20 protein-coding genes, 1 other RNA gene and 1 pseudogene are annotated in these 23,514 nt (G+C 41.9%); 4 read left to right on the top strand and 18 right to left on the bottom strand.

Translation table 11 applies throughout. The annotated features are described in order from the left end of the window. Positions 1–7: 7 nt before the first annotated feature. The 5 genes from N477_RS20495 to N477_RS20515 all read right to left on the bottom strand — a co-directional run bounded on the left by N477_RS20495 (position 8) and on the right by N477_RS20515 (position 2,913). Positions 8–430: a hypothetical protein gene (locus N477_RS20495; RefSeq protein WP_155731974.1), complete on the bottom strand. Its 423-nt coding sequence runs from the start codon at positions 428–430 to the stop codon at positions 8–10. A gap of 399 nt (positions 431–829) precedes the next feature. Next, on the bottom strand, positions 830–1,258 hold the full coding sequence (locus tag N477_RS26165; RefSeq protein ID WP_155731975.1) for a hypothetical protein: 429 nt from the start codon (positions 1,256–1,258) through the stop codon (positions 830–832). Positions 1,259–1,383: 125 nt separating this feature from the next. Further along, positions 1,384–1,791: a GNAT family N-acetyltransferase gene (locus N477_RS20505; protein ID WP_063362944.1), complete on the bottom strand. Its 408-nt coding sequence runs from the start codon at positions 1,789–1,791 to the stop codon at positions 1,384–1,386. Positions 1,792–1,910: 119 nt separating this feature from the next. Continuing rightward, a complete protein-coding gene (locus N477_RS20510) occupies positions 1,911–2,315 on the bottom strand; it encodes a hypothetical protein (protein ID WP_063362943.1) in 405 nt (134 codons plus the stop codon). 118 nt (positions 2,316–2,433) lie between these two features. Then, positions 2,434–2,913, bottom strand: a complete 480-nt coding sequence (locus tag N477_RS20515; protein ID WP_063362942.1) for a DUF1203 domain-containing protein — start codon at positions 2,911–2,913, stop codon at positions 2,434–2,436. 324 nt (positions 2,914–3,237) lie between these two features. Between N477_RS20515 and N477_RS25790 the strand changes: the two are divergent. Continuing rightward, positions 3,238–3,423: pseudogene (locus tag N477_RS25790) on the top strand (integrase core domain-containing protein); the annotation flags it as partial. 281 nt (positions 3,424–3,704) lie between these two features. Here the strand turns inward: N477_RS25790 and ffs are convergent. Together ffs and N477_RS20525 are read right to left on the bottom strand one after the other, a co-directional pair. Beyond that, an RNA gene (gene ffs, locus N477_RS20520) (signal recognition particle sRNA small type) lies at positions 3,705–3,801 on the bottom strand. 147 nt (positions 3,802–3,948) lie between these two features. After that, positions 3,949–4,869, bottom strand: coding sequence for a DUF3014 domain-containing protein (locus N477_RS20525; RefSeq protein WP_063362941.1), 921 nt, complete (start codon positions 4,867–4,869; stop codon positions 3,949–3,951). Positions 4,870–5,231: 362 nt separating this feature from the next. On the opposite strand from N477_RS20525, the gene N477_RS20530 reads away from it, so the two are divergent. Next, positions 5,232–6,377, top strand: a complete 1,146-nt coding sequence (locus N477_RS20530) for a patatin-like phospholipase family protein (protein WP_063362940.1) — start codon at positions 5,232–5,234, stop codon at positions 6,375–6,377. Here the strand turns inward: N477_RS20530 and N477_RS20535 are convergent. Continuing rightward, positions 6,374–8,377 (bottom strand): monovalent cation:proton antiporter family protein, encoded by a 2,004-nt coding sequence (locus N477_RS20535; protein WP_063362949.1) that lies wholly within the window; start codon positions 8,375–8,377, stop codon positions 6,374–6,376. The two genes, N477_RS20530 and N477_RS20535, sit on opposite strands and share 4 nt — an antisense overlap. Before the next feature lie 196 nt (positions 8,378–8,573). Here N477_RS20535 and N477_RS20540 point away from each other — a divergent pair, with 196 nt between their 5' ends. After that, complete coding sequence (locus N477_RS20540; protein WP_063362939.1) at positions 8,574–9,470, top strand: GGDEF domain-containing protein; 897 nt, start codon at positions 8,574–8,576, stop codon at positions 9,468–9,470. Between the two features lie 42 nt (positions 9,471–9,512). Here N477_RS20540 and N477_RS20545 read toward each other — a convergent pair whose 3' ends face one another. Next, positions 9,513–9,854, bottom strand: a complete 342-nt coding sequence (locus tag N477_RS20545; protein WP_063362938.1) for a hypothetical protein — start codon at positions 9,852–9,854, stop codon at positions 9,513–9,515. Next, on the bottom strand, positions 9,844–11,166 hold the full coding sequence (gene tilS / locus N477_RS20550; protein ID WP_063362937.1) for a tRNA lysidine(34) synthetase TilS: 1,323 nt from the start codon (positions 11,164–11,166) through the stop codon (positions 9,844–9,846). Before tilS ends, N477_RS20545 begins: the two co-directional genes overlap by 11 nt. Positions 11,167–11,835: 669 nt before the next feature. Between tilS and accA the strand changes: the two genes are divergently transcribed. Further along, entirely contained in the window at positions 11,836–12,795 is a 960-nt protein-coding gene (accA, locus tag N477_RS20555; protein WP_063362936.1) for an acetyl-CoA carboxylase carboxyl transferase subunit alpha, read from the top strand. Between the two features lie 62 nt (positions 12,796–12,857). Here the strand turns inward: accA and dnaE are convergent, their stop codons facing one another. From dnaE to bamA, 8 genes are all read right to left on the bottom strand, one after another. Then, positions 12,858–16,349: a DNA polymerase III subunit alpha gene (dnaE, locus tag N477_RS20560; protein WP_063362935.1), complete on the bottom strand. Its 3,492-nt coding sequence runs from the start codon at positions 16,347–16,349 to the stop codon at positions 12,858–12,860. Positions 16,350–16,351: 2 nt separating this feature from the next. Then, on the bottom strand, positions 16,352–16,945 hold the full coding sequence (rnhB, locus tag N477_RS20565; RefSeq protein WP_063362934.1) for a ribonuclease HII: 594 nt from the start codon (positions 16,943–16,945) through the stop codon (positions 16,352–16,354). Beyond that, complete coding sequence (gene lpxB, locus N477_RS20570) at positions 16,935–18,089, bottom strand: lipid-A-disaccharide synthase (RefSeq protein WP_063362933.1); 1,155 nt, start codon at positions 18,087–18,089, stop codon at positions 16,935–16,937. Before lpxB ends, rnhB begins: the two co-directional genes overlap by 11 nt. Before the next feature lie 113 nt (positions 18,090–18,202). After that, positions 18,203–18,973: an acyl-ACP--UDP-N-acetylglucosamine O-acyltransferase gene (gene lpxA, locus N477_RS20575; RefSeq protein WP_063362932.1), complete on the bottom strand. Its 771-nt coding sequence runs from the start codon at positions 18,971–18,973 to the stop codon at positions 18,203–18,205. A 2-nt stretch (positions 18,974–18,975) separates the two neighbouring features. Next, complete coding sequence (fabZ, locus tag N477_RS20580; protein WP_063362931.1) at positions 18,976–19,428, bottom strand: 3-hydroxyacyl-ACP dehydratase FabZ; 453 nt, start codon at positions 19,426–19,428, stop codon at positions 18,976–18,978. Positions 19,429–19,439: 11 nt separating this feature from the next. After that, on the bottom strand, positions 19,440–20,480 hold the full coding sequence (lpxD, locus tag N477_RS20585) for a UDP-3-O-(3-hydroxymyristoyl)glucosamine N-acyltransferase (RefSeq protein WP_063362930.1): 1,041 nt from the start codon (positions 20,478–20,480) through the stop codon (positions 19,440–19,442). Continuing rightward, complete coding sequence (locus N477_RS20590; protein ID WP_063362929.1) at positions 20,480–20,998, bottom strand: OmpH family outer membrane protein; 519 nt, start codon at positions 20,996–20,998, stop codon at positions 20,480–20,482. Before N477_RS20590 ends, lpxD begins: the two co-directional genes overlap by 1 nt. 10 nt (positions 20,999–21,008) lie before the next feature. Then, positions 21,009–23,480: an outer membrane protein assembly factor BamA gene (gene bamA, locus N477_RS20595; RefSeq protein ID WP_063362928.1), complete on the bottom strand. Its 2,472-nt coding sequence runs from the start codon at positions 23,478–23,480 to the stop codon at positions 21,009–21,011. Between the last annotated feature and the right edge of the window lie 34 nt (positions 23,481–23,514).

The following is a 23,514-nucleotide window of genomic DNA, read 5'->3' on the forward strand; positions in this document are numbered from 1 at the left end:
TATTTGATCAACAAGGCCGTTCGATAGATACAAAATAAATGCTGCTATTTTCTTCTACTTTAATAACCAAGTTTGTGTTTACAGAATCAGCATCATTTTTTGCAGCTGTGAACTCAAGCTGTGACAAACTGAAACCTTCAGCGTTTGGAAAATAACCTTTGAGTAGAAAAGCAATATTTTTGATATATTTGGCTTTATGTATTTCAATTTGTTTATGAAAGTCTTTAGCTATACCTATATCTATTGCTATACCTACAGCAAGACCCGCAGCACCAAGAGAACCAACTAACATCGGTCCTGAATTTGTTCCCTTCCCTGTATATGACACCTCTGGGATTTCCGGGCTAAGAGGTGGTGTAGCTCTTGACCAAGAACAACCTGTCATTAAGAGAATTACGATAGATAGAAGTAATAATATTCTTATACTCATACTGATAATTACCGATAAAGGGTTTTTAATCTAGATTAAAAAGTTTAAGACCATTACAGGAGTTAAAAGCTTTCTAAAAACTTATTCTTTAATTCTATTTTCAACCTCAAACTATACACAACCATCATAAAATAAAGATTATAAATATATAACTTTAATCATGGTTATACAACCCACTACCACACTATTTAAACTACCACACACAACCAAAAAACTCTTAACCAATAAAACCCACACAGCACAATGTGAAAATAAATTCACTTTTTAAATCAAATACTTCCATAAACCGCATTACTTATAAAGCCATGGTAAAATTAACTAAACCTTATTATTTTAAGGAGTTTTCAATATTAAAAACTGGCTTTAATACAATAAAAAAAGCACTTATAAAAAAGGGCCTTATAAATCGATTGAGGATATAGGACAGGCACTTTTCTTTTGTACGTATAACGCCGCCCAAAGGGGTGAATAGTTGTTTGCTAAAATGTGTAAGGAAACGGAACTGAGCCAAACTTTAGCAGTTCCGCATTTAATTAGCTTGTGATATAGCGTTAACCTCCCTTCGCTCTTAGAACCACCACCACACCTATTTGGTGGAACATCAACAGTGACTGCAGAATCATCAACGTCTTTTGATGCAGAACCAATATACCCCAACCGATTATGTACCAAGCTTGCGCCAATAACTGGAACAGCCCAAGTTAATAGTAACAACCCAAACTTTTCAGAGCCAAACCTCAAAGGGCAAGTCACAATTGACATTGAGACAACAAATGAAATTAATAAATGAATAGCTAACAGAATTAAATGTATTGTCGAGGTTTCCATACGCTTTCTTAGGTTTATAATGCCTTGTGAAGTAGCAGCTAACTACCACTAAACCTAAACAGAGCCACCGTATTAACTGAGCTCAAATCAAACCAAAATCGTCGGCTGTCCGCATGAACAATTTATTAGGTATTTTCACACCTTAATAGACGTATTCCACCGACCTCTGCCGTAAAACCAAACTGCTCATAAAATGGTTCCATATCAGGCAAGCAATAGAGTTCAAAATGACGAACCTTCTTCAGTTTAGGATGATGTTTTATCAACTCCATTAACTTAATTCCAAGACCCTTCCCGCGCTCATCTGGCGCTACAATGACATCAAAAATGACAGCTTTATAGATAAAGTCACTCAATACACGTGCAAAACCGACTAGTTCACCTTGGTCACTTACGATACCAACACACACCTGTGAACCAGATACACAGTCTATTGTTTCAGCTAATGTGCGAGTTTTCCCCCACCATACCTGTTGGTACAACATATGAACTTGTTTTACATGCTCACTCGAAAATTGATCAATTACTTCCATGCTGCCTCTTGCTCCCTAAAACTTGCCTAACCGGCGTAAAATAGCAGGCTAAAATGAGCGACGAGGAGCGCAAACCTGCTGTTTTGCGTCCTTTGATTAAAGCGGTTTGTTAGCAGCTGTTACACTAAGACTAATTTGAGATCTTCTAGAAATGAAGGCAAACAAGTTTGGTCCGTTTTAAACTCTACAGCCAAATTTTGAGAATGTTCACTGTACTCTACGAAACAAGCACTGACAATTAAATGCCCTAAGTGATTAAGCTCAAATTTAAGGAAGTGATCGTTATAATCCTCTTTCAACTCAGCAGAACCTATCATTGTAGAGTTCATAATCTCAAGATCACTAAGAAACTTCTTAGGGTTGTCAAAGTAAACAGCTCCATGAAAACCAAAACCTCTCGAACTTAAAGTAACAGTGCATTTGAAACTACTGCCTAGAAGTTCAAATTCACTTAACTCTAAAATGACTCGATCATCATTTGTTTTTAATTGGACTGTTTGAGCAAGTTTAGATTTCGTATACATGATTCTATTGGGCAGCTAGCACCTTGATAATTAAAAAATTGTGCTGGGATAGCTTTTTACGCGCGAAACACAATGCACAAAGCGACACAGTAAATTTAGCCAGTTATCAGATTGTTAGCTATGCCGCGCGTTCAACTCTGAAACTGTAACAACCATAAGCAGCATATCTTGCAATTACAAAGCTTACCTTTTCATTGCTTAAAAACTCTTCAAGATCTGACTCTGCTTGTTCTGGTGATGTCAATTTTGCGTCTAATATGCGCTCGTTTTCACAGTATGCTCTTAATACAAATGTGTGACCTAAATAATCGGTTGCGGATCCATTTGGCAATGGCAATGTATTAACATCAAATTCCTGACTATTCGAGTTAGCCAATAAAAAAATGGGACCATACTCTTTATACGGGCCTGCTTTCGTGAAAGGACAATAACTGGCTAATATTAGCTTTTCACCAGGCTTTGCGCCACGAAGCACATCTCGACATGGTTCACCACCTGTAGCTTCCAATACTTCTACAGGTTGGTTTTGATCGTCAATACCTACATTTCTAACTTTATCTAAGAAATCCGATCTTACAGGTACTACTTTATATTTCATTTGACTCCCTCAATAGCTGACATTTTTATCAACGAAAAATGTCGCATAACAATAGCGTATTCCCCTCCGCATAACAATGGTTACTCATACACGCACTCTATTACTATCAACCATAACAATAACTTATTTAGGTGTCACCCAATCAGAAATGGTAAAAGTAGTAAACAAATAGGACAGGCATATATTCTCATAGCATGTTGGCTTCCATGTGTAACTCCCCCATAAACTGAAACAGTCCATAAGTAGAATTTCTATCAATATAAGAAGGAAATTTTACGATGCGAAAAAGTAAGTTCACTGAAACACAGATAGTCGGCATGATCAAATCAGAACGGTTTTGTTGAGCGATTTAATCGCAGCTATCGAGAAGAAGTATTGGATTTATATCTGTTTGAATCACTTCAGCAAGTTCGTGACATTACAGGTGAATGGTTAGATATTTATAATTATGAACGGCCTCACGATGCACTAGGAGATCAAACTCCAATGGGCTATCTTGAGGCGGCATAATTCTACTAATGGGTTGTATTAAAACTGGGGCAGTTACAAAAACACGCATCGAATTCTAAGGATGATTCAACTAAGCAAGTGGCTTTGTTCTTTTGACTTGCAAACTTATAAAGATTTTTGACTCTGGAGTGCTTTAGTTTACGCCTGATCATAACCATCACCGAATATGCGAGACGATCTAAAAGTAGGCTATGCAGGGTTAAATTCAATTTTTATGCGGGGTTTTACTACAAATTTGCAGACTTACACTTCAAATAACAATGAGGAAATTTGGGTGGTAGTCTTACCAGCCACATCCCGGCACACAAGTCATTCGCTGTGGCTGCTTCCTTCCGGACCTGACCAGGTTCACGAACTATTGTTGCGAGAGGACCAATAAGACTACCATTGAGGGCCTTGTTTGGCGCGGGATGAATTATGGCGATTTTCTTACTGGGATGCAAGCGAAAACTAAAAAAGCTTGCTCGTTTGCTGTTTGTTTAAGCAAGTAAGCAAGCTTTTGATTATTTGAGTATTAAATTTGTACTAGTTGGCAATTGCACGCTGAAAAGCTTGTAAGCGCTTCTTCGCTTTTTTCATGTTTTCAGGGCCCATACGTAAAAACAGTTTTTGTGCATCCGAAAGCTGTTCCCACTCTGCATAGGCGTACTTGTACGTCACTGACTCTTGGATAAGCGGTAAGTTTGACTCAGGAATAGGTGTTTCAAGTAGCTCACCTAAAGCTTCTTGTAGTGTGTAGTCAAACTCGTTGCCGTTATAGCCGATTTCTTCATATGCTTCGCTGATAAGTGGCTTGTATTGCTCATATAAACGAACAAGCTGCGCCGTGCTCATTGAGTTAAGCATATTCACGTATGGCGTATAGCGCTCAAAGCTGTTTGGATCTGTGATGATCAAATCATCTTCAATGACCATGAAGTTATCTGCAGGTTTACTTACTGGGTAGTGCTTTTTAGCTACTTTACCTTGCGCAAGGTTATCGATAAATACAACACTGCGTCTGACCATGTCTTCTGTAACCAATAGCTCCATCGCTTGCTTGCTTAAGTAACTAGCCACTGAATCGCGCACACTGGTGTCACTGTCATCAAGGCTCGGCAGTACCGGTTCAACAGGCTCAGCAGGTCTAGACTCTGGTTCGGTGACGCTCACAACAGGCTCTTCAATAGTCTCTGTTGTTGATTCTGGCTCCACAGTTGCACTCACTTGCGCTTTTTTGGTTTCTTCAGCTTCTTGACGTGCGGTGTTAACTACAGTTTTCGGGGTTTCTTCAGGCACTACGACATCCTGTCGAAATTTTGTATTTTCTGCGGGCTTATTTTCTTTGTTCGCTAATACAAATACAGCCACAATGATCAAGGCCACCGCTGCGATTACCGCAAGAAGTAACTGGCTGTTAGAAGGCTTTTTATTTGTCCTTGGTTCTGCTGAACTGTGCTCTGACATGGAGGCTCCGTAAAATTCGCTTAAAAAACTTGGCAACTAAGGGAAATTCCCTAGCAGCACCTAGTAATTAAAACACAAACTAAAAGATATCTCATCTGCGTCAACGCGCATTAACGAGAGTTTATCTCAAACTCGCATCTGTTTGCTGACAATTACATGAACGTAAGTACAAACAAGCGTCATATCGACAAAAAACCACATATTGATGACACATATTTACCAAATTAAATTTGTCAAAATTACGTAACAAGCTGATATTTATAAGAGATGTAAAATTCACATTCCCCCTTAATTGAGTATAGTATAAGTAAGCCTAATGCTTTTACCTTTGTGACTAACAGCTAATTTTCGAAGGAACAGATATGAAAAAAGCACAATGTAAAATTGGCAAACCGCATATTGCGCTGTTACTCACCGGTGGCGGTGCTCGAGCGGCTTATCAAGTTGGGGTACTAAAGGCCATCGCCCTTAGCTTGCCCCGCAGCGCGCCCCTACCGTTTAAAATCATCAACGGCACTTCGGCTGGCGCGATCAACTCAACAGGCCTTGCTTGTTACTCATCCAACATGCATTTGGCGATTCGAAAAATTGAGTGGATCTGGAAAAACTTTCACACCAACATGGTGTATAAAAGTAGCTTATTTGGTGCTTTTGGACATTTGGCCAATAATGTCATGCGCAGCTTTCAAGCTGACTATTTAAATCACCCACCAGCGAGTTTGCTCGACAATACACCTCTGCGCCAATTACTTGCAGACGTCATGGATCTGGCACGAATTGACCGTAATATTCATCGCGGCTTTATTGATGCTTTATCTGTAACCGTATCCAGTTATTCCAGTGGCAAGTCAGTGGCTTTTTTTCAAGCCAAAGATGCAAAACCCTGGCAAAGAGCCAAGCGCGAGGGGATTCAAACTCAGCTGAATATTGATCACCTGATGGCATCCAGTGCCATTCCCATGGTATTTCCAAGTTTAAGGGTTAAACACAATTACTACGGCGACGGTTCTATTCACCAGCTATCACCCCTTAGCCCTTCAATTCACTTAGGTGCCAGTAAAATCTTCATCATTGGTGTTGAGCAACCTAAAGTACAAACGCCGCTGGGCTACGAACCGCACTTCCCAGGCATGTCGGTGGTGGCAGGTCACTTGTTAGACAGTATTTTTAGTGACACCTTGCAATCAGATTTAGAGCGCCTAGAACGTGTTAACCGCACCATCAGCTTACTTCCTGCAAGAGAAAAGCATAAAGAACTCAAACGCGTAGATACCTTGATTGTTAACCCATCTCAAAACTTCAATGAGCTGGCCCTCGACTTTTATGATGATTTGCCTATCGCGGTTAAATTATTGCTAAGGACCATCGGGGTGAAGAAACACTCCCAATCAAGTTTAACCAGTTACTTGTTGTTTGAAAAAAGCTATACCCAAGAATTGATCAAAATTGGCTACGAGGATGGCCTTGCACGACTAGACGAGATAAAAGCGTTTTTGGAGTTGGACTAGGGTAAGCCATCTAAAATAAATTGCTCAGCTCGCTCTACCCGTCTGGGTTTGCCTTTGAGCAACAATACATCGCTTGCTTGCAAAATAATCTCTTCATCCGGCATGGGGATTTCCGTGCCATCGCGCCTGAGAGCCTTAACGACAACTTTATGACGCACCAGTTCAAGCTCAGAAATTGTTTTTTCAACCGCGTAAGCGTCCTCAGGTAACGCCACTGCATGCAAGTATTCAAGTCTATCTGTCACAAAACTTGAGTGAGAGTGACTGTGACCATATTCATTCATCTCATCACTACTGCCAGTGAAAAAGCCGTGCAAGTACTCATAGCGATTTTGTCGCTCTTTACTAACCCGTTTAAAGATCCGACGCATTGGTACCCCTGACATATACAGGACATGGGATACCAACATTAAACTGGCCTCTAATGACTCGGGCACAACCTCTGTGACACCAAGCTGTTTCAAATCCTCTAAGTGTGTGTCATCTTGCATTCTCACCAGTATTTTCACCTCTGGCGCATAATGTTTAAGTGCATCGATGACGATTTGGCTTTGTTCAAAATCATCCATAGTCACAATGACCAACCTTGCTTTATTGACACATGCTGACTTTAAAATGGCTTTTTGCCCTGCGTGACCAAATATGACAGGCTCCCCCGCAGTTTGTGCTTCCTGCACAATGATAGGATTACGCTCAATCGCGACATAAGGAATAGCTTCTGGCTTCAAAAAGCGCGCAATCGTTTGTCCAACCCGCGCATAACCAAATATCACCACATGATCTTTCACCGAATCATCTTTTATACCTGCATATGTAAAATCGGGTTTGTGCTCTCCATCGAGCTTAAACAGCTTTAATAACCTGTCTGTCTCACTCATCAAATAAGGTGTCAGAGCCATAGATAGAACACCAAGCGCGATTAAAAATGAGGCGGTATCTGGCGCTAATAAATGATGTTGTCCGGCAAGCGCAACCAATACAAAACCAAATTCCCCCATTTGCCACAGCATAATACCTGAAGAGAGCGCGTCACGTTTTCTCTCTCCCATGACATGGGCACTCACATAAATGATGGTGACTTTAACGACGAGTAACACCGCCATTGCAGCGACGATATAACCAAAGGTACTAATTACATAAGCAACATCTAGCTGCATACCTACGGTCACAAAAAATAAGCCCATGAGGATGTCTCGAAATGGTCTTATCTCTGCCTCTAGTTGGTGTCGGTATTGACTCTCTCCAAGCATCATACCCGCTAAAAATGCGCCTAACGCCATCGACAGTCCAAATGCATATGTTAACGCCCCCGCACACAAAGCGACGACCAGCGTGGTCAATACAAATAGCTCATCCGTTCTGGCCAGAGCCACTTCATTAAATACTTTTGGTAGAACCCATTTACCGATAGCCCAAAGCAATAAGCACACAAAGGCACCTTTTGCCAACGCCAATATCAAGGCCCCGACTAAAAATTGGTTATCAGTACTGGCCATTAAAGGAAAAACTATCAGCATGGGCACCACGGCAATGTCTTGAAAAAGTAGCACGCCGATAGATAGCTGCCCTTTGCGCATATTCAACATGCCAGACTCTTTCATGATTTTTACCACCACAGCGGTGGATGACAGCGATACAATGCAGGCAATGATCAAAGATTCAGACCAGCCAAAGCCAAAGAAAGAAACTAAAAAGGTCCCGATTAAAATAGACAATAAAACCTGAGTGCTGCCAAGCCCAAATACGACACTGCGCATTGCCATCAGTTTTGGGATAGAAAATTCCAAACCAAGACTAAACAACAAAAATACAATTCCAACTTCCGCGATTAAATGGATCTCATGGTTGTTATCCATTAAACCGTAACCGGCAGCGACTAAGCCAGTTAGTAAATAAGCTAGAATGGGCGGCAGCCCTACTCTTTTAAAAGACCAAACTAAGATCACGGCACACAGCAGCAGTGCAACAACATCTGTAAAATGACCATGTATTGCGGTCATAAAGACGGTGACGATTCTATCGGAAATAAATCCGGCAAAATTTTGCTGCAAATGGCCCCCTAGGCGTCAAAGAAATGTTTTGGTTTATTTTTCACACAATTTAACTATAGCAACCAACTGTTTTTCAGCCAGTTTAAATTTTTGGCACGAAACTAGCTTATATGTTCGGGAATGTTGTAATTAGGGGAATTACCAGATGGAAAATGTCCATATTTTGTCACAGCGAACGCCTTCGCGCGGTGATTACGTTCCGTTCACGACTGAACAATACGTAACACAGGCGCCTGAACAACCGAATGTGCTCGTTGAAAAACTGCAAACAACGCTAGACGTCAACGGTATTTTAGATATCTTTGCGTCTTATGTTAAACGCATCACTGATCTTGCAGGATTGCAGTTTCATTCAAACCAAGGACTGTTTCAAACTCACCAAGGTGATAACCAACTCAAGCCATATACATTTGACCTCGATTTAGAAGGCCAGCATCTAGGCCAATTGGTCTACTTTAGCAAATACAGCTTTAGTGGCACGATCCGAGCGCGCTTAATGCAATTGCACACTTGCTTATTGTATCCGCTTAGAAATGCGCTGATGTATCACCGAGTACTGCAACTGGCCACTAAGGATACGCTCACGGGACTATATAATCGTAGCCAGTTTAATGAATATCTTGAAACCAAATTAGAACGCAGCCGCAGGCAGCACAGAAACTTTAGCTTGATGTTATTGGACTTGGACAACTTCAAACAAGTCAACGATGAGTTTGGGCATAAACAAGGCGATGAAGTGCTTATCGGCTTTGCCAACATCCTAACCTCCAGTATACGTGCGACAGATGCGGTGTTTAGGTTTGGTGGTGATGAATTTGCGATTCTGATTGATGACCCTGCGTTTACGACCAACAAAGTTATCGCAGAGCGCATTATGGAGCGTGTTAATAACAATAGCCTGTTACTTAAGCATGCCGTCACAACCAGCATTGGCTTTACGCTGGCATCAAGCCAAGATTGCGCCAATGAGATTTTTGCCAGAGCCGATAGAGGCTTATATCAAGCCAAAGAAGCGGGAAGAAATTGCGCACGCGCAGTCTAGTTTTACAGGTACTTATCATCCCCTAATGATAAGTACCCCTTTTCAATCCTGACTATTTTTTAGCTTAAATAGCCAGAGTAAGATGGCAAAACCACAAAAGAAGCCATTGATCACCCAGGCTAACGCCCAAAAATCTGGAAGCTCACTAAACAATATGGACAACATGGGCGCAGCCAATCCTAATATAAAATAACTTCCGCCCCTACCATGCCAATATGCCAGCAATAACACCGCTGATAAGACGCCAACACTCAGAGCGAGCAACAGATTCGCTAAGTTAATGGCAGAGCCTAAAAATAATAACAAAAATATGATGGCACATATCAGAACAGCCATCGGCGCTTTACTCGCCAAAGACATACCTATTTGTTTGTTATTCTGCATCTTTTACCTGCCATAATACGCCTGAGGGTGCCATATATTCGGCGTTAACAAAAAAGCCAACCACCGCCACCAAGGCATCATTGTAATAAATCATTGGAATTGACGACCTTTCCCAACTCGGCACTTTGCCCTCTTTAAGCCAATGCTTTACTGTATTTCGACCGGGCTTGCCTATCGGTTTTATTTTCTCATTTAGCTGTCCAAAGCGGATAGTCACTCGCTCATCAGCGAGGGGGCGACGCACTCCCTTCCCTTCAACTAGGATTAAAATTCTGCCATCAGCCAGTTCAACATCTGATGTTAACTCAGCACATGGCATCTCAGCCAAAGTAACTGTTGTGTTTGCCACCCAGTACATAAGCCCGTTGTAGCACTTTATCGAGCCTGCTTGGAGCTGAACATTGACTTGTGCATCTTCTTTAGCATTCAGCGCTTGATTTAGAATTTGAGCTAGCTGCTTTTGTGAAGGCATATTAACGCCTTTATTACTAAGCCATAACCTAACCACATTACTTTGCCTAAGCTCAGATAACGCCGCCAAATCCGCCACACTGATATTTTTATCGCGTCGGCACACAGCTAAATCACTCTGTGCAATTTCGTCAATCAAGGCTTGTTGAGCTTGAAGTAAAGATATTGACCTTAAAACACTAGGTACAAACCCTTTAAAGCGGGATTTTAAAAGCGGGATCACTTGATTACGCAAAAAGTTACGATCAAATTCATCACTCTTGTTGGACTCATCTTCAATATGCGACAAACCAAAGATCTGCGCGAATGCTTCGATGTCTTTTCGCTCTACGTCAATTAAAGGTCTTGCGCAATGTCGTCCGCTGTTCAATCGCATTGATGAGTGCATTGCACCTAACCCTTGTAAGCCTGATCCTCGTTTTAAGCGAATAAAAAATGTTTCTACTTGATCATCAGCATGCTGACCAAGTACGAGAGTAGAGCCTATCATTGCGTGTCTGTCTAGCGCTGAATAGCGTGCGTCTCTTGCTTGTGCTTCTAGGCTCGTTCTGGTTTTCGCTTCAATACTCACACCAACAGCTTGAAAGGGAATATTTAAGTGTGCACACAGCTCGACACAAAACTGCTGCCACATATCTGCATTATCAGATAAGCCATGATTCACATAAATAGCTTCAAGTTTTATTCCTGTATGTAATTGGGAGAATTGCTGGCACAGATGCAGTAATACCACCGAATCAACGCCACCAGATAAAGCGACGGTCAACCCCTGCCCGATACGATCACCACACTGCTTCTCAAGCGCACTGGCAAATTGTTTAAATACGCCTGTCGATTCCATATTCTTTCCTCATGCAATTATCTGGCGTTATACCCGATCCTACTTAAAATGCAACGTGCACTTGGTCAATCACACACTAATCGTGAGCGAGATCACCTCAAGTTGAAAAATTCAGCCAGTCATCATCACATTATTTATTCCGCAAGTTAGTCACTCAAAATGATTAAAAAGTGCCTATATTTTGCATTAAATAAGCAAAAACCAATAAACAAAACAATTTTAATCACTTACCGTGACTTGCCATTGAATTATCATAAAAGTCATTTGCAAGTTTTACATTGATAAAACAAACCCGAAATTAATTGACATTAGTGCTAAAATCTAGGTAAATCCCTACTTATGTTTAAAAAGTCACATTATCTTGCTGGTCTGTTTTCCAGATCCAGTTCGGGGCAGTATAATGTGCGTAAAATTGTATGTGATGACAGAGAACGCGCCTTCACGAAGGAAAAACAGTTAAAAAATGAAGAAGTAAAATGTCGCTAAAATGCGTCAACTTCTGCAAAAACTGACTTAAATAAGCAATATTAACACTTAGTTTAAGCTCCATTTAGCAAAATAGACTACGCTAAATAATATGCTAAAAATAACTGAGTCACGGCATTTTAAATCTGTACTCTCTACATAAAACCGAGACAAACTTTAAAAAATTATCAGATAGGTTAGAAAATGAGCTTAAATTATCTAGAATTTGAACTTCCAGTAGCTGAATTAGAGCAAAAAATTAAAGAGCTACAAGCTGTTAGTCGCTCAGGTTCTTTGGACCTAAGTCTGGAAGAAGAAATCAGTAAGTTAAAAGAGAAAAGTGTACAACTTACTGAAAAGATTTACTCAGAACTTAACCCTTGGCAGCTACTTCAACTAGCTCGTCACCCAATGCGCCCTCATGCAAGTGACTACATCAAGCGCATGTTTACAGAATTCGATGAGTTTGCAGGCGATCGCGCATTTGCAAACGACCCTGCAATTATCGGCGGTACTGCAAGACTAGACGGTAAGCCTGTAATGGTTATCGGCCAAGAAAAAGGCCGTGATACTGCAGAAAAAATTAAGCGTAATTTCGGTATGCCACGTCCAGAAGGTTACCGTAAAGCTAAGCGTCTTATGGAAATGGCTGAGCGTTTTAAAATGCCGGTGATCACAATAATCGATACGCAAGGTGCATACCCTGGGATCGGCGCAGAAGAGCGCGGTCAAAGTGAAGCGATCGCGATGAACTTAAAAGTCATGGCATCTCTAAAAGTACCTACAATTTGTAGCGTTATCGGTGAAGGTGGTTCAGGTGGTGCACTTGCAATTGGTGTAGGCGACCGCGTAAACATGTTACGTTACAGTACTTACTCAGTTATCACACCTGAAGGGTGTGCTTCAATCCTTTGGAAAAGTGCTGAAAAAGCACCACTGGCTGCTGAAGCTATGGGTGTATCTGCACAACGTATCAAAGACAACAACCTTATCAACGAAATTGTTGCTGAACCATTAGGTGGCGCACACCGTGATTACGATACGGCAGCAAGAAACCTAAAAGCACAGATCATCAAAGATTTGGATAGCTTGTCTAAGCTTAGCCAAGAAGAAATGCTTGAGCAAAGATACCAGCGTCTAATGTCTTTTGGTTACTGTAACTAATTTACGTTATAAAAAAGGCCACCCATTGGGTGGCCTTTTTTGTATCTACTGTTTTTGTAGACTTAGTCAAAGATTAACTCTACATCTTGGCCAGTTAACTTTTTCAAAGCTCTGATCAGCTCATCGCTTGGTGTCACACACCACTGTGTACCGAGTGTTAACTCCGCTGTGGCATCAGGACGCTGATATTCAATGATCACCTCACAAGTACCAAACTTATAAGGCTCTAAGACACGCTTTAAGTTCTCACCAAAGTTCGCATCTATTTGCGCCATATTCAGTGACATCTTAAGAGAGCTAACCCGCTTCTCTCGCGCTTGCGCTATCGTATTGACGTCTCTGGCAGTCATGGTAATACCGCCTGAGAAGTTATCAAAGCTCACCTGCCCAGATATTACTAGGATCTGGTTAACCTGAAGAAGCTCTTCATACATTTCAAATTGTTCAGGGAAGAAACGTACATCGATCCGCGCACTCTTATCGTCTAGCGTGATGAGTCCCCAACGGTTACCTTTTTTATTTATCAAGGTGCGGGCGTTGATCACCAAACCAGCTGCGGTCGACTGCATATCTCGGTTAGTTGGCTGTAAGTCCACTAATTTACCCGAGGTATAATGCTTCAGCTCTTTACGGTACTGGTTAATTGGATGTCCGGTCAGGTATAAACCTAACGTTTCCTTTTCTCCGTTGAGCCATTCATTGTCACTCAATGGTGGTGCCTGAATAAAGGCTTGTGCCACTTCTTCAGGTTCAACGGCAAGTAAGCCAAATAAATCCGATTGTCCTAACTGTTCCGCTTTATGATGCTGTTCAGCCGACTTCATCGCATCTTTTAAGCTTGCAAGTAATGTCGCACGTCCGCCTTGCTTCTTCTCTGGGCCTAATTTGTCTAAGGCGCCAGCATAAATCAGCTTTTCAATAACACGACGATTAAGACGCTTCAAATCAACACGGGCACAAAAATCGAATAAGTCTTTAAACTCTCCGCCTTGCTCACGTGCTTCAAGGATGGCTTCAACTGGCCCTTCGCCTACTCCCTTTATGGCACCAATACCGTAGACAATCTCACCTTGTAAGTTCACCGCAAACTTATAAACACCCGCGTTCACATCTGGTGGTAGCAAGGTCAACTTCATGTTCTCACACTCATCAACCAAGGTGACAATCTTATCGGTGTTGTCCATATCCGCAGACATTACAGCAGCCATGAATTCTGCTGGGAAATGCGTCTTCATCCAAAGCGTTTGGTAAGAAACCAGTGCGTATGCTGCCGAGTGAGATTTGTTAAAACCATAACCTGCGAACTTTTCTACAAGATCGAAGATCTTCATGGCAAGTTCACCGTCGACACCGTTATTTATCGACCCTTCCTCAAAGGTTGAACGCTGCTTTGCCATCTCTTCCGGTTTTTTCTTACCCATCGCACGACGAAGTAAGTCAGCGCCGCCTAGGCTATAACCTGCTAGGACCTGCGCGATCTGCATAACCTGCTCCTGATACAGGATGATCCCGTAGGTCGGCTCAAGGATAGGTGCTAAGCTCTCATGCTGATATTGAGCATCTGGGAAAGAGATCTCTTCTCGACCATGCTTACGGTCGATAAAGTTATCTACCATGCCCGATTGCAGCGGTCCCGGTCTGAATAGCGCAACCAGTGCGATCATATCTTCGAAGCAGTCCGGTTTAAGACGGCGGATAAGGTCTTTCATACCACGTGATTCTAGCTGGAATACCGCAGTAGTCTCGGCTCTTAGTAGCACTTCAAAGCTGGCATGATCATCAAGTGGAATGGCGTTGATATCCACAAATGGCTTTTGCTCACGCGCCAAACGCTCGTTGGCCATATCCAGTGCCCACTGCAAGATGGTCAGTGTTCTTAGACCTAGGAAGTCAAACTTAACCAGACCGGCCGTTTCAACGTCGTTTTTATCGAATTGAGTAACTGGGAATTTACCCTCTTCGTCACAGTACAAGGCTGCAAAGTCTGTAATGCTGGTTGGCGAGATAACAACACCACCGGCGTGTTTACCAGCATTACGGGTACAGCCTTCTAGAATTCGACATTTATCGATGAGCTCTTTTACTTCATCATCGCCATCATAGGCTTCAGGTAGTCTTGGCTCAACTTCAAAAGCTTTAGCCAGTGTCATACCCGGATCGCCTGGTACTAGCTTTGAAATTCTATCAACAAAACCATAGGGATGCCCTAGTACACGCCCTACGTCACGAATTACCGCTTTGGCCGCCATGGTACCAAAGGTGATGATCTGGGATACCGCCTGTCGCCCGTAAAGTTTAGCAACGTGATCAATAACCTCGTCTCGCCTGTCCATACAGAAGTCGACATCAAAGTCAGGCATCGAGACACGCTCTGGGTTCAGAAATCGCTCAAATAGTAAGTCAAATTCAAGTGGATCAAGATCTGTGATCTTAAGGGCATATGCCACCAATGAACCTGCACCAGAGCCTCGACCCGGACCAACAGGGATATTGTTATCTTTACTCCACTGAATGAACTCCATTACGATCAAGAAGTAACCAGGGAATCCCATTTGGTTGATAACGTCTAATTCAATCCTTAAACGATCGTCGTACTCAACTCGCTTAACTTTTCTGTCTTCTTCATCAGGGAATAAAAACTGTAGACGCTCTTCAAGACCATCTTCAGATACCTTAACTAAGAATTCATCAATTTTTAAATCGCCCGTTGGATAATCTGGCAAGAAGTAAGTACCAAGCTGTACGGTAACATTACAACGCTTAGCGATTTCAACGGTGTTTTCCAGCGCTTCCGGAATATCACTAAATAGCTCTGCCATCTGCTCAGGCGTTTTGAGGTATTGCTCTTTGGAAAAGCGCTTCGGCCTGTTTTTATCTTCTAGCGTGTAACCATCATGAATAGCAACGCGGATCTCATGGGCTTCAAAGTCTTCTTCATGTAAAAAAACAACTTCATTGGTCGCAACGACGGGTAAACTACGTTCGCCAGCAAGTGCCACTGCCGCATGCAGATACTCTTCTTCTTGTTCACGCCCTGTACGATGTAATTCAAGGTAATAGTGATCGGCAAAGTGTTCTTCATAAAAAGCCACTGTTTCTAAAGCAAGCTGATGATTGCCCTTTAATAACGCTTTACCTACATCACCATCTTTTGCCCCAGAGAGTAAAATTAACCCCTCTTTGTATTGCGCTAACCATGCTTTATCAACCACAGGTCTATGAAATACATGGCCTCTTAAAAAAGCTTCTGAGATCAATAATGTAAGATTTTTATATCCTTCATTATTTTTAGCGAGTACGACAATTCGACAAGGCTCATCAGGAAACTCATCACTTTTTAGCCATAGATCAGCGCCCACCATGGGCTTTATACCAGCACCATGAGCACCGCCATAAAAGCGCACTAAACCACATAAGTTCATTTGGTCCGTAATGGCAAATGCAGGCATCTCAAGCTCTTGTGCTCTGGCGACAATAGGTTTGGTCTTGGCCAAGCCATCAACCATAGAAAAGTCACTATGAACGCGTAAATGTACAAAATTAGGCGTTGGCATGGTTACGACTGCTCCGCAATGATTCTTTGTACTGGTTTAAAGCTCTTTCGATGATGTGGCGTGATGCCATGTTGAGCAAGCGCTTCAAAATGCGCTTTGGTTGGATAACCTTTATGACCTGCAAAGCCAAACTGAGGATACTGCGCATCTAACTCAATCATTTCATTGTCACGGGTAACTTTAGCTAAAATCGACGCCGCACTGATCTCTTCCACTAAGCTATCCCCTTTCACAACCGCCTGTGCAGGGACAGTAATATCTGGTAAACGATTACCATCAATAAAGACAAATTCAGCAGGAATTGAGAGACCTTCAACGGCGCGCTTCATAGCCAGCATAGTGGCATGCAAAATATTAAGCTCATCGATTTCATCTACCGTGGCACGAGCAATACAGTAACACAGGGCTTTCTCTTTAATTTCTTCCGCTAGCGCATTGCGCTTTTTCTCTGACAGTTTTTTTGAGTCAGTCAAACCTGCTATTGGCTTACTTGGATCTAAAATCACTGCTGCCGTTACGACGTCACCCACCAAGGGTCCACGACCAACCTCATCTACACCTGCAATGTACTTAACTTTAGGGCGTTTAATTTGCATCTATCACCTCCGCAACAGCAATTGCTGCCTGTTCACTGGCATTTAAGCGAATACCTTTATGAATTTCGTAAAAACGTTCTATGAGTGCGGAATTGTCTCCTCTAAGCAAGGGGAGCAATGCATCCGTCAACGCATCTGGATTACAATCTTCTTGCAAAAACTCAGCTACAAGCGGCGCATCAGCAAGTAAATTTGGCAATGAAAAGTGTTTAATATTGAAAGTAAAAAAAGTGCTAAATATTTTATAGCTCAAGGTTTTTAAGCGATAACCAACAACCATTGGCTTTTTATATAACATCGCTTCTAACGTGGCCGTGCCTGAGGCTAACAACACCGCATCAGATGCTGTCATTGCCAATGAAGACTGGCCATCTAATATAATCGGGCGAAGTTCTGGCGCCACTTTGTCTAAAATTTGTGTGAACTGCTTTTTACGCTTTTCATTAACTAAAGGCACAACAATTTTGAGATCTGGCATTTTATCCACTAATTGCTTAGCAGTTTGCAAGTAAGTTTCACTTAGCAACCCAACTTCAGATCCTCTACTGCCTGGCAACAAGGCCAAAACTGTATCTGACTCTTTTAAGCCAATCTCTTTTCGCGCAGCCAAAGTGTCAGACTCTAACGGTATTTCATCTGCAAGCGTATGACCTACAAAAGTACAGGGTACATCATACTTATCGTAAAATGCTTTTTCGAACGGTAACAAAGATAACACCAAATTAGTCGCCTCTGCGATGGTATGAATACGCTTTGGTCGCCACGCCCAAACTGAGGGGCTTACATATTGAATTGTTTTAATTCCAGCCGCTTTCAACGGTTTTTCAACACGTAAATTGAAGTCTGGTGCATCAACACCAATAAACACATCAGGTGGATTTTGAATAAAATAATTGACTAATTCTTTTCGAATTTTAAGTAAGCGAGGAAGTCGGCCTAACACTTCCACAAGGCCCATCACAGCAAGCTCTTCCATATCAAAAAGGCTTTTACACCCTTGAGCTTGCATTTTAGGACCTGCAATGCCAACAAACTGTGCATTTGGAAAGCGCTTTTTCAGTGCTTTAATAAGACCTGCGCCAAGAATGTCACCAGATAGCTCACCTGCAACAATCCCGACAGTAATTGATTTTTCGTTTGCCATTTTTGTTCTTCTAGAAAATAAAAAAACGCCATACTAAGTATGGCGTTATTATATCAGAACCCGCTCTTTGTTATTCGATAAATTACGATAAGGCGACAAAGAGCTAGATTAGGTTAGCGTACCAGTCCACGCTCTGACGTTGCGATAAAATCAAGCATCCGCTGAACAGCTGGAAACTGTTGCGCTTCCTCTTGTAAAGCTGCAATCGCTTCATCTAATTTTAGGCCTTTACGGAAGAGCGTTTTATAAGCTCTGCGTGTTGCCATAATTTCATCAGACTCAAAACCACGACGCTTCAGACCTTCGGTGTTAATTGCAACAGGACGCGCAGGCGTACCTGTCGTTGTTACAAATGGCGGTACATCTTGATTCACACCAGAGTACATACCTACAAAAGCATGCGAACCGACCTTACAAAATTGATGTACGCCTGAGTTACCCGCTAAGATAACCCAATCGCCGATATGAACATGCCCAGCAACACTTGCATTGTTAGCAAAAATAACATTGCTGCCAATCACGGCATCATGCGCTACGTGTGTGTAAGCCATAAATAGGTTATTGCTACCAATTATGGTAACGCCTTGATCTTGGATTGTACCACGATGGATCGTCGCACACTCTCTGATCACATTATTGTCACCAATAATGAGTTTCGTTGGTTCATCCTTGTACTTTTTATCTTGGCAGGCCTCGCCCACAGACGCGAACTGAAATATGTGATTACCGGAACCAATTTCACTCGGCCCTTTAATAACAACATGAGATTCAATTTTACAATCGTCCCCAATAACCACATCGTTACCGATATAACTGTATGGTCCGACTGAGACGTTATTTCCTAATTTAGCGCCTGGCTCAATAATTGCGGTAGGATGGATCACGCTTAAAACTCTCTTCTAGCACACATTATTTCTGCACTACACACGACATTGCCGTCAACTTTCGCTTCAGCTGAAAACTTCCAGATGTTGCGACGTTCTTTAACAAACTGCACGTGTAAATGCATCGTATCGCCAGGGACAACTGGCTGCTTGAACCTTGCATTGTCAATGGCTGCAAACAAGTATAGCTCATTGTCACTGCGATTCTCGACCGTTTTAAAGCCGAGCAGACCTGTCGCCTGTGCCATTGCTTCTAAAATCATTACACCAGGAAAAATAGGTTGGTCTGGGAAATGACCTGTAAAGATAGGCTCATTTGCCGTCACATTCTTCACGGCATGCAAATACTCTCCAGGCTTGTGATCAATAACTTTATCGACAAGCAACATAGGGTAACGATGAGGAAGTAACTTCAAGATCTCTTGAATATCAAAGCTGTTTAATTCGTTGGCCAAAATAGTACCTTTTATTTATCCGTATGTTGTAACTGCTCGGTAAGATTTTCAAGCGCTTTAATGCGCGCTTTAAAATCTGAAAGATTGCGCAAGTGAGCGATGTTCTTACGCCACTCTTTATTCGTTGTATGAGGCATACCCGATGAGTAGATACCAGGCTTAGAAATGCCCTTAGTAACCATGCTCATACCAGTAATGACAACGCCGTCACACACTTCATTGTGGCCATTTACGGCCACCATGCCACCGATTTGGCAGTACTTTCCAATTTTTACACTGCCCGCGAGTACACTGCACCCTGCAATAGCAGTGCCGTAACCAATTTCAACGTTATGCGCAATTTGAATTTGGTTATCTAGAATGACATTATCATGGATTATGGTGTTATCTATTGCACCTCGGTCAATAGACGTACATGCACCTACTTCGACTCGATTTCCGATAATCACCGTGCCGATCTGTGGAATTTTAACCCACTCGCCTGACTCATTAGCGTAACCGAAGCCATCACTACCGATTACACTGCCTGATTGGAACAAGCAATGTTCACCAATTTCAACTTCGTGATAAATTGTCACATTAGCCCAGAGCTTAGTGCCGGCACCAATGCGTGCGTGTTTACCAATAAAGCACCCAGCGCCAATTTCAACATTGTCACCAATCACTGCACCGGCTTCAATAACCGCATTGGCCCCAACTTTAACGTTTTGACCTAAAGATGCGCTCTCATCGACAACGGCAGTGCTATGCACTGAACTTGCTGCAGCGGGGGTTGTATCCATATATTGTGCAAGTTTTGCATATGCCACATATGGATTATCACAAACTAATTTGTTACCAGAAAAATAATCCGCATCGTCTGCAGATAAGATAACAGCGCCAGCATGAGTAGACTCAAGCTGGCTGCGGTATTTTTTATTTGCCAAAAACGCGACTTCTTGTTCATTCGCATTTAATAAAGTGGCAATTTTAACAATTGGCTGTTCTGGATTCCCTTCAAGGGTTGCCCCCAAGTGCTCAGCCAATTGCGACAACGTATAGTGTTTAGTCATTACTTTTTGCTAACTGCTTCAACAATATCATCCGACAGATCGCTAACTTTATCAGGGTTGAAGTAGATTGTCGTTTCTTTTAATCTAACTTCGTCAAACTTTCCTTTTTTAGCAACATTTTCAATTGCATCTAGGATCATTTTTTGTACTTTTGCTAATTCTTGATTCTGGCGCTGCTTGATTTCCTGCTCAAGAGGACGACCTTTCTCAGCAAGCGTTTTTTGCATGCCTTGAATTTTTTCACGCAATTGTGTTTTTTGCTCTTCGCTCATAGTTGCACTTTCGCGCTTGAACTTTTCAGCTTCAAAACGGATGTCACCTTGTAGTTTTTCAAGTTCTTGGCGACGCTCTGAGAATTCACTTTTTAGAGTTTGCTCAATCTTAGCCATTTGTGGCAATTGAGAATAAACAGTCTGCATATCAACGATGCCCACTTTGTGTGCAAATGCGTTGATAGAGTTACCCATTAATAAAGCTGCTAAGATACCCATAGCAGAGGTTTTAAAAATCTTTTTCACAATAAACTCCTTAGAATGTATTACTGATGTTGAAGCTGATGTTCTTAGTATCATCGTCATCTTCTTTTTTCAGCGGATACGCAAAACTAATTAACATTGGTCCCATTGGCGATATCCATTGAATAGACATACCTGTAGAAACCCTAAAACGACTTGGGTCAGAGAAATCTGAAAGTTGTTTGTATTGATACTCTGGTAAGTTTGAATAACGATCTACATCGAATTCAGTATCCCAAACGTTTGCCGCGTCGACGAAGAAGCTAGTACGCACTGAACTCGTGTTCTCTTCATCTAAAAATGGCGTTGGTACTATCATTTCAGCACCAAATACAGCCTTGGCATTACCACCAATTCGACCGCCAGTGATAATCTGGTCAAATGCTGGGTCGCCACTAATCGAACCACTTTCAGTACCATCAGGTAACGATGGGCCAATAATAGATTGTGGCCTACGCTGAATAGCGAGTGGTAAGATTGTATTTCTTTCGAAGCCTCTTAGCTCCATTTCTGTAATACGGTAGAACTCTTGGAACGGAAGTACTTGATCAAAACCGTTTTCTTCTCCATAACCATTGCCATATGCAAGAGAGGCACGAGTTGAGAATACCCAACGATGATCATTACTTACAGGCCAATAGAAACGAGAATCATAGCTCAACTTAAAGTAATTCAAGTCAGAATTAGGCGTCGTAATTGTAAAGTTCGCATTTTGACGCGAACCATCTGTTGGGAACATACCACGGTTAACAGTGATACGAGACCAGCCTAGGCCCAATTCATACTTAGTAAAGTCATAGCCACCATCCGGATCATCTGGATCTTGGAACGTTAGCCTTAATACGCGTGTCTGCTCGTAATCAGCGATGCGATCAAGCTCCTCCTCAACCCAACGGAAACTGAAGTTCAGTCGGTTAACTGGGTTAATTGGAATACCGAAATGAGTACCAATACCATAACTGCGAGAATCGTAGTCAATTAGGCCAATCTCTGAACCATCAAACTTACTGAAGAAAATACTGCTACCTTGAGATATGCCATCAGGTGTAAAATATGGATCTGTGTAAGAAACACTATATCGTGTAGATGCTTTTGACGTGTTGATGTTGAATGCAACTTGGTCACCAGAGCCTAAGAAATTCGACTCACTCACACCAACATTAAATTGCAAGCCAGCATAAGAGCCATATGCAACACCGGCTTGGAAACTGCCCGCAGGTTGCTCTTTGACGTTAAAATCAACATCAACCTGATCGTCTACGCCAGGAATTGGCTTTACTTCAAAATCAACAGATTCCATATATGGTAAACGTTGAATTTGCAGCTTAGAGCGCTCAAGACTTTGGTTTGACAACCAAGCACCTTCTAGTTGAGTCATTTCTCTTCGAACAACATGATCTGCTGTACTTTGGTTTCCATTAACTAAAATACGACGTACATAAACTCGTTGGCCAGGGTCAACAGAAAGCGTTAACTGCACCTCTTTGTTTTCGTCGTCAATATCAGGAATAGTACGAACTTCAGCATTGGCATAACCAAAGCGTGCTAAATAACTTTTAATAAACTCTTCAGATGACGTTACAAGTGAGCCGTTATATAGCTCACCTGACTTCAAAGGGATAACACTTCTAATTAGCTCTTCACGGCCAAGTAAATCACCAATAAAGTCGAAACCTTTAACTGTGTACTTTTCACCTTCCGAGATGTTTGCAGTTACATACACTGACTCTCGCTCAGGGCTAACCGATACCTGAGTTGAATCGATATTGAAGCGCAAGTAGCCTCTATCCAAATAGTAACTACGGATCTTCTCTAAATCACCTTCAATTGTTTGCTTTTGGTAACGGTCACTCGATAAGAACTTCCACCAAGGCAAATCTTGCTGAGACTCAACGAGACGAAGTAATTGCTCATCAGAAAATAACTCGTTACCAACGAGGTTGATCTGTCGTACAGAAGCAGCGTCGCCTTCATCAAATTCAAATTTAAGCTTTACACGGTTACGCGGTAACTCAACAATACTCACTTCAATTTTGGCATTATATTTACCGATACTGTGAAAGAACTCGATGAGTCCCTTTTCAACACCATCAATGACAGTTCTATCCAGCGTTTCGCCAGTTCGAATGTCTTTGCCATCTAAGCTTTCTTGTAACTGCTCGTCTTTAATATCTTTATTGCCATCAAACTCAATTGAAGCAATCGTGGCACGCTCTTTTACTTTAAAAACAATCTGATTGCCATCTCTGTAGGCAGAAATATCGTCAAAATGACCTGACGAGAATAATGCCTTGATGGTTTTAGAGACCGTGTAGTTGTCAACTTCATCGCCAACGTTAATTGGAATATGAGTCAAGGCTGCACCCAGTGCAACACGTTGTAACCCTTCAACTTTTAAATCTTCTACGATAAAGGAGTTTTGCCCTAAAGCGGCAAAACTAGCGCCAAGTAAACTCGTTACAGCTAAATGTTTTTTTATAGGCATTTTTTTATCTTTATCCTTTACAGCTTACGGCGAA

The organism is Pseudoalteromonas luteoviolacea H33-S, from assembly GCF_001625695.1.
In the GTDB taxonomy this organism is placed as follows: domain Bacteria; phylum Pseudomonadota; class Gammaproteobacteria; order Enterobacterales; family Alteromonadaceae; genus Pseudoalteromonas; species Pseudoalteromonas luteoviolacea_B.